11 protein-coding genes and 2 pseudogenes are annotated in these 10,702 nt (G+C 47.7%); 3 read left to right on the top strand and 10 right to left on the bottom strand.

Annotation, left to right across the window (positions count from 1 at the left end):
- Positions 1 to 2 precede the first annotated feature (2 nt).
- From H6G07_RS21125 to H6G07_RS21105, 5 genes are all read right to left on the bottom strand, one after another.
- Positions 3 to 353 carry a HepT-like ribonuclease domain-containing protein gene (locus H6G07_RS21125; RefSeq protein ID WP_073610600.1) on the bottom strand — a complete coding sequence of 117 codons (351 nt, stop codon included), beginning with the start codon at positions 351 to 353 and terminating at the stop codon, positions 3 to 5.
- Positions 350 to 673: a nucleotidyltransferase family protein gene (locus tag H6G07_RS21120; RefSeq protein ID WP_242026920.1), complete on the bottom strand. Its 324-nt coding sequence runs from the start codon at positions 671 to 673 to the stop codon at positions 350 to 352. Before H6G07_RS21120 ends, H6G07_RS21125 begins: the two co-directional genes overlap by 4 nt.
- Positions 674 to 721: 48 nt before the next feature.
- Positions 722 to 3,775, bottom strand: a complete 3,054-nt coding sequence (locus H6G07_RS21115) for a DEAD/DEAH box helicase (protein ID WP_199312316.1) — start codon at positions 3,773 to 3,775, stop codon at positions 722 to 724.
- Entirely contained in the window at positions 3,775 to 4,185 is a 411-nt protein-coding gene (locus H6G07_RS21110) for a hypothetical protein (RefSeq protein ID WP_073610601.1), read from the bottom strand. Before H6G07_RS21110 ends, H6G07_RS21115 begins: the two co-directional genes overlap by 1 nt.
- A 965-nt stretch (positions 4,186 to 5,150) precedes the next feature.
- Positions 5,151 to 5,486 (bottom strand): YkvA family protein, encoded by a 336-nt coding sequence (locus H6G07_RS21105; protein WP_073610602.1) that lies wholly within the window; start codon positions 5,484 to 5,486, stop codon positions 5,151 to 5,153.
- Positions 5,487 to 5,900: 414 nt separating this feature from the next.
- Between H6G07_RS21105 and H6G07_RS27160 the strand changes: the two are divergent.
- From H6G07_RS27160 to H6G07_RS21090, 3 genes and pseudogenes are all read left to right on the top strand, one after another.
- Positions 5,901 to 6,095 (top strand): annotated as a pseudogene (locus tag H6G07_RS27160) (tyrosine-type recombinase/integrase); the annotation flags it as partial.
- Between the two features lie 142 nt (positions 6,096 to 6,237).
- A pseudogene (locus H6G07_RS27155) lies at positions 6,238 to 6,363 on the top strand (tyrosine-type recombinase/integrase); the annotation flags it as partial.
- Positions 6,364 to 6,727: 364 nt separating this feature from the next.
- Entirely contained in the window at positions 6,728 to 7,387 is a 660-nt protein-coding gene (locus tag H6G07_RS21090) for a hypothetical protein (protein WP_073610604.1), read from the top strand.
- A gap of 139 nt (positions 7,388 to 7,526) precedes the next feature.
- On the opposite strand, the gene H6G07_RS21085 is transcribed toward H6G07_RS21090, so the two are convergent.
- The 5 genes from H6G07_RS21085 to H6G07_RS21070 all read right to left on the bottom strand — a co-directional run bounded on the left by H6G07_RS21085 (position 7,527) and on the right by H6G07_RS21070 (position 10,509).
- Complete coding sequence (locus tag H6G07_RS21085) at positions 7,527 to 8,141, bottom strand: hypothetical protein (RefSeq protein ID WP_073610605.1); 615 nt, start codon at positions 8,139 to 8,141, stop codon at positions 7,527 to 7,529.
- 187 nt (positions 8,142 to 8,328) lie between these two features.
- On the bottom strand, positions 8,329 to 9,444 hold the full coding sequence (locus tag H6G07_RS21080) for a hypothetical protein (protein WP_073610606.1): 1,116 nt from the start codon (positions 9,442 to 9,444) through the stop codon (positions 8,329 to 8,331).
- Positions 9,441 to 9,974: a DUF4365 domain-containing protein gene (locus H6G07_RS21075; RefSeq protein ID WP_073610607.1), complete on the bottom strand. Its 534-nt coding sequence runs from the start codon at positions 9,972 to 9,974 to the stop codon at positions 9,441 to 9,443. The genes H6G07_RS21080 and H6G07_RS21075 overlap by 4 nt, the downstream gene beginning before the upstream one ends.
- A 135-nt stretch (positions 9,975 to 10,109) precedes the next feature.
- Positions 10,110 to 10,241, bottom strand: a complete 132-nt coding sequence (locus tag H6G07_RS26755; RefSeq protein ID WP_277882098.1) for a hypothetical protein — start codon at positions 10,239 to 10,241, stop codon at positions 10,110 to 10,112.
- Between the two features lie 4 nt (positions 10,242 to 10,245).
- On the bottom strand, positions 10,246 to 10,509 hold the full coding sequence (locus tag H6G07_RS21070; protein WP_139297166.1) for a hypothetical protein: 264 nt from the start codon (positions 10,507 to 10,509) through the stop codon (positions 10,246 to 10,248).
- Between the last annotated feature and the right edge of the window lie 193 nt (positions 10,510 to 10,702).

Genomic DNA, 10,702 nt, shown 5'->3' with positions numbered 1-10,702 from the left:
CGTTAATCGTTGGACAGGTCATTGAGCATTTGGGCGATCGTCGGTTGAAGGGCTGGAAAATCTTGTTTGATAGTGTCCCAAATGACCTGGAGATTCACCCCAAAGTATTGATGAATGACCTTATCGCGCATGCCAGCAATGCTCTTCCACGGCACTTGGGCATATTTCTCCCGCAGGGGCTGGGGAATCGTCTTGGTAGCTTCTCCAACGATTTCGATAGCTCGGATTACGGCATACGCCGTTTTTTGATCGGCTTCAAAGTCTTCAAAACTCATACCTGCCGTAAACTCTTGAACCGCATCGATGGCATCAAGCATGTCTCTTAGATAATCTTCGATTTGCCGAGAGGTCATAGATAAACAACCTCCTCCAAAATGCGCTCTCCAAGACGGGGCTTGAGCCCATCTTTCATCACCAGATCGACTTTGCGGTTGAGTAGATCGCTAAGTTCGTTTTCCAGTTGGCAGAAGGTCAGCAGCCCAAATCGAGCTGCTGGGTCAAACTCTACTAAAACATCAATATCGCTAGATTCTGTTTGCTCACCCCGAACGAAGGAGCCAAAGACCCCTATTTGCCGAACACGATACTTTTGCTGCACCTCGGGCAAGTGCTGACGCAGCGTGGCTTGAATGCTTTGCAGTGTCGTTGTGGGTGGCATCTCAATGGGGGGCATACCTTAGTTCCTCAAGGTGACTTCAGCCTATCTCAAAGTTCTATTGTGTTAATTAGCTACTCCCTCAATCACCAGCAACAGGCGGGTGATGGGCGATTCACCCGGCAGCAGGTGCATGTCGCGCCAGTGCTGCTGGCGGTCCTTGATGTATTTCTCCATATCGTCACGTTCCTGACGCAGTCGTTTGGCAGTGGCACTAGTGGAGTCGAGATCAGTCAGACGGCGATCGATGATCTCTTGCCGCTTGCGTCGCCAGTCGCGCAGCCGGCGTTCTTCCTGGCGCAGTAGGGGCATGACGCGGCTCTGGCGCTCCTTCTCTAGGGCTTTTAGGTGTTTGAGGCTGGCATCCACCGCCGCCGATAGCAGCAGCTGGGCCGATTGGGTTTCCGCCGGGCGGTTGATGTTGGCCAGGGTTCCAAACTCAGCATCGCTGAGAGTTTGCTCTAGGCTGAGAATTTCGCTCTTGCCCTTGGGCAAAATCCGCACGGCATGGGCGTCCACCACCAGCGGCGTGCCTGCTTTCGAGGGCACCTGACCCATAAAGCAAAAGGCCAGCTCCCCCGCCGCTAGATGCTTAGAGGTAATGATCGGCGCTTCGCCTCGGGCAAACTCCATCAGCAGCCGCTCCACCAGCCATTGCATGATCGGGTGGGTTTCGCTGCACAATAGTTCCTTCGACCAGTAGCCCGAGGTATTGCGGGCGGCGGTAATCGCCAGCTTCACCCGTTCTACGTCTTCTGTCAGCCGAAACTGATCATGTGCGGGCCAGGCTTCTTCGGGGATAGCCGTCGCGCCAAAAATCACGCTCTCCTTTTGGGATGGCGACCCTAGTCGCCGCTTCAGATCTGCCGGGGCCGTCAGGGTGACCATTTTGCCCGACTCCTCCAGGTTGGGGTAGTCACGCTTGGTCTCTCGCAATAGTCCATAGGCTTCTTTGAGAAAGGCCATGTCGCGGTAGAAGCGGATGCGGGAGGAGTGGGTGGGTGGATGGGTAGGTGGGTAGATGGGTAGATGGGTGAGTGAAGGGGGTGGAATTTGGCCCGTTTCTCCCGCCTTGTTTTCTGACTCCTCTCTGCCGCCTAGAAGCATCGCCAAGAGGTCATCGTCGTCTTTCAAGTTACCGGCGGTGATGATGGATTCCAGAGCGTTGGCTTCAGCGTCAACGGTGGCATCGGTGCCGGTGCGTTTCTCCAGAACGTTTTGGTCGTCCGCTAGCAATCCCTGCTCAGCAATATACTCGGCCTCTTTTTCGGGGTCGTAAAGCATCAGTTGGCTTTCGCCAGAGCGAGTGCTGCGGTTGATCTCTTCGACTTTTTCAATTAACCGCCCAAAGATGGCGGAGTCACCGCTGAGCAAACCGTTGGCGGTCTCCACCATCAGGTAGCGGAGGATGGGCTGGTGGGTTTGGCCGATGCGGTCTACCCGCCCATTGCGCTGAATTAGGGTAATGATCGACCAGGGCAGGTCGTAATGGATGACGTGGTGGCACTGGTGGTGCAGGTTGATGCCCTCAGACGCGACATCGGTGGCAATCATGATCCGCACCGGGGCCGACTGGGTGCCAAAGGCTTCCACCGCCGCCATCAAGTGAATGTCGGGGCAAGCGCCATTGATGGACGCGATCGCCTGCTTGGCCTGGTCTTCAAATTTCTCGCTGTGCTTGAGGTTGAAATAGGCGGCGATCGCCAGGGCCAGCGCCTGCTGGGTGGGCACGTACTCCGTAAAGACCAGAATGCGCGGACTGTTGGCCTTGCCCGTCCAACCAATCGCTTCCAGTTGGCCCAGCAGCAGCTTAAACCGTGATGAGTCCGTCAGAGCCAATCCCTTCAGAGCAGTGCTCAACTGTTTCAGGTAGGGAATCTCGGCGTTCTGAGGATCTTTTTGCGTCAGGCTGTTGAGTCGCTTGGTGACGGTGCCTGCGCAGGACTCTGGGCTAGAAAGAAACTGCTTGTAGAGGCCGTACTGGATCAGCCGCTGGTTGCGCCAATCAGCTCCCTTGCCCAAAGCCTTTGCCTCCTTCGCCGCCTGACGCATTTCCCCTAACACGCCGTAGACCGCTTCTTCTGCCTGGGTGGCCTGGGTGGTGGTCTGGGCCAGAGGGGTAACGATGCGATCGGTCATCTGCTGGCCGATCTGCCCCCGAATATCCTCCTTGAACCGCATCAGGTAAAAGCCTCGGATATCGTCAGCATCGTACTCCCGATAACGGGGGTCCGGAATGGCTGAGGGGTCAAGCAGGGAGATCAGCCGCCCAAAAGTTTCGCGCTTGCCGTTGTGGGGGGTGGCGGTGGTCAGCAGCATGCTGTCAGTGCGGCGAGAGAGCAGCCGGGCCAAGCGATGGGCCTGGTGGTTCTCTGGCACGCTTGCCCCAGCTACGTTGTGGGCTTCGTCAATTACCACTACATCCCACCGAGTTTCTTCTAAAAAGTGGCGGTAGCGCCCGGCATCCTTCAGGGTGTCGATGCTGATGATGATACGGTGGTAGACCTCGAAGGGGTTCTTGTTAGTAGGAATTTTGAGCCGCAGCTTGGCAATGCCCTGGGAGTCGAGCCGCACCAGGGGCAGGTTAAAGCGATTCCACAGCTCCGCCTGAAACTGGGTCAGCATCGACTTTTTCGCCAGCACCAGGATGCGATCGGCTCGGCCCCGCCGCATTAGCTCCGTCAGCACCATGCCCACCTGGATAGTTTTACCCAGGCCCACCGTATCCGCCAGCAGCAGCCGGGGACGGAGCTGTTCGAGGGCTCGCCGCACCGTGGTGAGCTGAAAGGCCATGGGGTCAAAGGCCCCCAGGCCATCCAAATCGGGCGTCTCGCTGGCCGCAGGCATCTGCCGCAGCTGAGCCTCTAGAAACAACTTGGCGCGGCGAAAGCCGTTGGAGCCATCGGGGACCAGTTGGGTCTTTCTGGGGTCAACCGGCTCGATGCGATCAAGCTGGGTGAGAAACACCGCCTGATGCCCCCTCACCAGGTCATCCACCCCCACGACTTGCACGGCGTGCTGGGTGCCCGCGTCGTTCGCGGCATCGACCCGCTGCACCAGCCACTCTGCATCTCGACAGAGCACTCGCATTCCGGGAGCAATGGACAAGGGGGATGCCATTAATCAAAATCCTCTGGGCTTAGGCAAAGCTCTTCTAACCCTGCCATACGTAGACACGCATTGAGCACCTCTACATCATCCTCAAAGCCAATGGGTGAGTCAAAGTCGGGGTCATCGTCGTCGGTTTCGACAAAGTAGAGCATGGCCCCCTTCAGCCAGGGCGTCGCTAGATCGGTCAGAGTAGACCAGCGGCTGAGCAAATGGGTGTAGGTGGCGGCGATCGCCTCTACCAGGGCCACATTTACCATCGGGTTAGTCTGGGCCGCAAAGCGCGCTCGCTGGAGATGAGCCTGGATGCGATCGTCTAAGTAGGTTAGGTCAATAGGGTCTGATTGTTGGGCACAGAGGGTAAGAGCATCGGTTAGGGTGCGATCGAGCCCCTCTGGTAATACCAATAGATTGAGCTGCATAGGTTTTCATATAAGACGGCAAGGCCGCCATGGTCCTTGCTTAGCTTTCCCAAGGCCAAGGGCAACAACCGGAACTTTGCCGCAGAATGCAGGCAACTTAAGTGGATATCCAGAATCACTATTACAGTGCTAGCGCAAAGCGATTGCTCTGACGGGGTTGAGGATAGGTGTGGTGCGGACCCGGTAATGCATTCGGCGATCGCCTGTCCGGCTCAAAGCGCGGTCACCATGCCGTGTCGTGTATACACAGTGAGAATAAAAAAAGCAGGGCGCTCTGGCTCACCGATAACGCCTGAGACAGCTAGAGTATGGCTGTCATGAATATGTTGAGCAGTGTTGAGTAGATGTTGAGTAGATGTTGAGTAGATGTTGAGTAGTACCCAACACTGCGAAAATGCCAAACAATAACCATTTCACAGTGTTATCTGTGGGTTGTTGAGTATGTTGAGTGAGTTACACTCCCTTTGCCGAAAATTAGGGAAAAGCCGTATCATGCCTCTAGCACGCTATCAAACTCCTTCTAGAAGCAAAAGCACTGGATGGCTCGACCAGCTGGGTGAGTATTCGCAGCTGTGAAAAGGGTAATGCGCTACTGTTTGGCAACGGCAGCTTCGATGTCTACATATAACCGCGACTAGCTAATCGTTAGTCTTCAGTATCTAAATCGCTGAGGTACAAGCCTTTAAACTCTTCAGCCGCAGTCGCGTCAATCGTATGGAGCGCTCAAATTATCGCCAATACGGTCTTAGAGCTAGGATCGCGTAGCTCATTGGTCTGCCGAAACACGTTAGACGAACAAATACCCATTCCGTTTGCAAGATTGCCTTGGCTAACCAAGATATGGGGCAAGCCTGATCTAAATAGTGCTATTCAACACCCACGACTATCTAATTCCGGTTAAACGAGTGACCTAGCGATGTCTAAGAGCAGACTCACAAGAATGTCCTTTCGTCACATTTTGATGGTTATGCCTGAAACCAAATCTTGAGCTTTTCCTTAGCTTGATCGACGTGTTCTTGCTTAATGTGAACCGCAACCATAGTAAAGGCAGAAGCAATTACCCCAAAATCGTCAGTATACCCGGCAACTGGGGCAATGTCTGGGATCGCATCTAGGGGAAGGATGAAATACCCAAGGGCACCAACGATCACAGTTTTAGCCCAGGCTGGGGTATCCCGGTCGCAAAAGCAATAATAAAGGGTTAAGACCTTTTCTGTAATTCCTTTCCCCGCAGAGGCCGCAACAGCCTTTATCTTCTTCCAAAAGGAATTATCCGAATAATGACGGTTATGTTTTCCCATATGCCGTTCAACGCCCTGCCTTGCATAGCTCTCTATACCTATAGAAAGCCAACTATCAGGGTAAAAATTGGCAGTAACCGTCGAACCACATCAAATCTTCACCTGTAAAGCAATTATGCTCAAAAGTTTTGTATAACCGCTCAAGTTCCGTTTATGACCCTTTTCAAAACTTTTCAAGTTTTCGGCCACGCACCATAGGAGTTTGAGGGATGTACAGAGAAGTGCTTCAATCACCAAAAACGAAACTTTTGCAGATTCTCTTTGGAGAGCTGCCAGACGAAGGCGATCGCACCTCAGCTCCAGAGCTAGCCAAAAAACGAAAAGCCTATCCCTACGGTGGGCATTGTCAGCCCCTATTCGAGAGCGAGCTGACCCAGCTACTCAACACGGTTAAGCGGCAAGGACAAACATGCCTACCGCAACTGGCTCATGATCTATATAGCCTATCGACACGGTCTACGCCGCGAAGAGATCGGGCTGCTGCGATGGGTCGATGTCAACTTCGATCAGGGCGAAATCTATATTCACCGCCTAAAGGGTTCAAAGTCCAACACTCACACGCTCGATGGTCAGGAGTTTAGAGGACTGAGGAAAGTAAAGCGAGAATAACCCAGCCGCCCCATTCATCTTTGCTGGCTATGGGGGGAAGGGTATCAGCGGTAAGGCTGTATCTAAGGTCTTTGAAGCTGCTGCTGCGATCGCCCTGTCAAAGGAGCTAAGCCACCCCCATGTTTTATGACACACCAGAGGTTACCTAATGGTTGAGAAGGGATACCCTCTTGGAGTCATTCAGAAATGGTTAGGGCATAAGCAAATTCAGCACACGGTTAGATATACCGCTTTCAGTGCAGCTCAATTTAGAGATGTAGTTGATTGATTTCGGATAAAAATCCCAATGCACCGGAACAAAGTCAAGAAATCAATAAGTTGAGAAGAACGTCTGTGTCCGCTGGTTGGGGACGTTATGCCGCATTGTTAGCTTGCGTCTGTTACCTCTGAGTAATGACTACTTAGCTGAAGCCTGTGGTTATTTTCGTGTCTCAACCAACCTACGCGATCAGAGAGCGTACCTATCGTATAAATTAGCCTTAGTTAGCCAACGGCATTAAGACTTAACAGTGCTACAAATGCCACCTAACTCTCAGTTTGAGTTTAGACATTTCTTGTAAAGTGGTCTTGCTATAGGGAATAATAAGTAGGTGAATACTTAACAAAGTTTAGATGTCGGTGTAGACAAAGTAATGAAGCATAAATTTTACGTGCAGTACAGTCATGTCAGTACATATTTCTCTATCGCCAAACAAAGTTATGAAAACGCACAGAGCTATAGTAGACAGGTCTCAACGCTACCTCATCCACCTGATGAAGATGTTATCTTCGAGGGACACCAACTAGGGAAGAAAGAATACAATGAGGTTATAATCTACATTATTTTTATTGCTCTGACAGCAGAAGCCTTGATCAATAAATACTTGTTTTCGCAACGACAGGCGGGAAAGATATCGAAAAGGTTATTCGACCACATTGACAAGAAAATGAGTACAGAAGATAAGTGGGGACTCGCAACACAGTATTTCAGTGCTTCTGAGGCTCAGGAGCTATTGAACTATGGTCGTGAACCAATGCAAAGCCTTTTAAACTTATTTAAGCTAAGGAATCAGCTTGTTCATGCCAAACAAAGTAAGTTAGACATAGTAACCCATAATTCTGATGGGGACCTTATTCTGCAAGATTCAAGCGAAAAACCTAGTCCATATAATTTAGCGTTCGAAAATACAAAACATTATCTTGAGACAGTTCAACACTTAATGAAAGTGCTACAGGAGCTAGACTCTGAGGTTATTTCAGACTGGCTTAATGAGGATGATTGGGCTGAACCTATACTTATCACAGAAGAATGAAAAATAGCCTTCTAAAAAACTTGATTAACCTAGATTGAAAAAACTAACTGCTAACCCTTGCAACATCACAAGCGGATAGTAATACGTTGTACTATGATTATTAGCTTGTGTCACCACTAATCTCACTTCGGAAATTAATTTAAGTTAGGCTTTTCAAGTCAGACTCATATGCTGAGTAATCTTTCCAACCTAATTCCTTGATAACATCGTGAGCTAAATTTTTATACATATTTAGGCTTAGAGAAAATTGATTTCCAAGTGAAATTTCTAAATTGGCAAAGCAATCAACTACAGGCTGCTTAAAATTTCCTTCCTCATAATGCATGGATTGGTTTCGAGCTTGCCAAATTACATTCTTTAGTTTTTCTGTGCCTATATTTCTTCCATCAGGGCATTGACTCAGACGAGTGTATGCGATCGATATGCCTTGTTTAGCAATTTGGAGAACAGCGCTACATAAAGCATCAATAGAAATACAGTTGACATCGATTGAAGCCTGTATTGCAACAATTTGCTTTTGTAGATTAGCTAACTCTTCATGAGTCCTACGTGAATCTATAGCTATTGCCTGCTCTTGTAGAGAAACTACATTATCATTAAACGGTGCATCCATCAATTGCTGATTAAGATACTTTGCTTTGCTACTGAGTCCATGATATTTATTTTGAAGTTGAGAAAGCCGTTTCTCCTCAACACTAATTAAATCAATTAGTCCACGAACTGCGTATTCTGTGTCTAATACATATTGATGCATTTCAGAGCAAGCTTATTAGATTTCCACTAACAATTATCAATTGCCTACCGAACTTCTTGCCGGACTTGGCATAAGCCTCACTTAATACAAAGTGCTTAAAAAAGCTAAGTAGTTTTACTTACATATAAAACTAGGGCTTAATTTGGAAAAATGACAAGGATAATTCAATCTATTCTCCTAGGAGTTTCTATCTAGTCAGATTAGTTACTTCTTCATTAGAATTCAGTTTTCCAAGAAATATCAAAGTATACTTGTTAGTCAACTCTTGAGTTATTTCATTTAGCGAAGGTTCTATTAAAAGCCTCACCTTATAAATTTGGCTGATTGTAGCTAGCTCAATATACTTGAGGGCATCAGAGGCAACAGAACCAGAGTAAGTTTCTTCACCTTCTATGTCGTGTACTTCAAATCTCTTTGTTCTTTTATTTCCACCAATCCACTCAGCTAAAATCTCAATTTCATCTGGTGTTTCTTGGATAGTTCGCGTGACAGCTAATAAAGCTTTGGTAACCACAACTCTTGAAAAATAAACGTTTCCGCCCAATTCAGTATCTGGCGAACCCCAAGACAAAGAGCTATCCACATCCAAATCAGATAAAGAAACTAAAAATTTTCTAAAATTCGAGGCTGACCTCTTTCTAAGTTGCACTAGCTTTTCCTTTAGTTTTTGATCATCATCCATTATGGATAACAAATCTAAAAGCTCCTGAAGGGTTCTCTGCACGAGCGGCTTTTCTAAAATCTCAATCTGTTCGGAAGTGGCAGAGGAAGCAAATCTTAATCCGAATGATCCCTCATATGTTGTGATAACTGACATTTGCACTTTAGCCAAAACATTAGTTGAAATAGGACCTAAGCTACTAGGATTTCCATTGGCATATTGACCAAGAGCATCGACTAAACTTTGAAATGAAGTTAGTAAATTGCCCAACTTCTTTGACAATATTTCACGCTGAAATGGATTTTCAAATTTAAGGCTAAAATTTATAAACTCTCTTTCTTCAGATATTGCAAGCTGAACTGAAGATCTAATAGACTCAAAAACTTCAACTTCAGCTCTTTTCTCAACAACAGCAATTACATTAATTAAATCATTTACTCTGTAGGTATAGTCTGGTGAGGTCTTGTCTAACGGCAATGCAAGAAAGGCATCCTGATTGTTCTTGGTTTTATTTTTATAAATCAACTGATTGAGACGCCTAAGTTCGCTCACTTCAGCCCAGCCATTGCTTTCTAGATACTTCTGTATACAAGAAGGATCAACATATAAAAGGCTGTCTATATCTACAGACGGGAGTTTCATAGCTTTTCTTTTCGAGAAATTTTACTCATTAATTCTCGCAATGAACTTGGTGTTAGGCGGTTGGAAATGGGTAGCTTCACTGTGATTGTATTATTAACAGCGTCAGGTTCATCTTTAAGAGAAATCCAAAAAGCGCTAGTTCTCATAAGCGTTTCAATTGAGCCGTAATCGGATATTTCAATCCACTTATCCACTTCCCTTGGTACAATTACAACAATAAGCAACTGTTCGCAATAAGGCTTTGGGTGAATTAATCTTTTATAATTTGACGCCTGTAAACCGCTGAAAATAACCCATCCGTCTTTTATACATTCTTTAGAGGTGCATTTGACCTGTGCATCAAATTTTGGTGACAAGCATTTGTTCAATTCACCAGGCGTTTCGACTGATATATCTATGCCTGCATTATCCATGATGACTTTTTTGATATTGCATTCATAGCCAACTACTGTAGCAATTGCTTCAATGTACGCATAACTAAATAATTCCTTCCTTATGCTTTGATAAGCACCTTCAGGGAAATGATTCATTATAAACTTTAAGGTTAAGTGCTTTCTATGTCCTTAATCCAATATGCACACGCAAAGGGCTTAAAAGTATGATCTTACAGTTTTAATGATGCTCGATGTCAACAAAAATTCATAAAGCTATGAACTTTTGGCTATCTAAACCACTTCAGCAGATACAGCGATCGCAGGCAGGTTCTCATCCCCCACCTCATCACCAATAATTTCGAGCAGTTCTTGGAAGGCACTGGGAGATAGTCTCCCCACCAGATACCCTACAAACTCATCCACGTAGTCAGCTATCTTCTGAGTCAGCTAAATCCTGTTTCGACTGCTCCAGGCCATGCAAGCGCTGTCTCAGCTCACTATTGCAGTGCATTGCCGTGGTGAGCTTAACCAGCTTGTCGATATCGGTACGGCCCTCAGCCTCCGTAGAGAGTCGCTGCCAAACGCCCTCAAGCCGTTCATGTTCGATCGTACGAAGCAACATACAGTCATCAGCCGTGCGATCGCGTTTCTCAGCCAGCGACAACGACACATCACTATGGACTTGGCCCAAGCTCAACCCCAAGCTGCTTAGCTATCTCTAAAGGTATGCCCCTTCATCCGAAGCTGCTCAGCCTGTGCTCAACGGTCTGCGATCGCTAACTTATACCAAATCCGAATAGCATACCCCCGAAATAATTAGGCTAGTCAAGCGGGCCACCAGTGATAGTTGGTCAAGGCTTTAATCTCGGCTTGCATCGACAGCA

It is taken from the genome of Phormidium tenue FACHB-1052 (assembly GCF_014696675.1).
Taxonomy (GTDB): Bacteria; Cyanobacteriota; Cyanobacteriia; order Phormidesmidales; family Phormidesmidaceae; genus Nodosilinea; species Nodosilinea tenuis_A.
The sequence above is the reverse complement of the archived record's forward strand: the minus strand, read 5'-3'. Positions and strand labels throughout refer to the sequence as shown.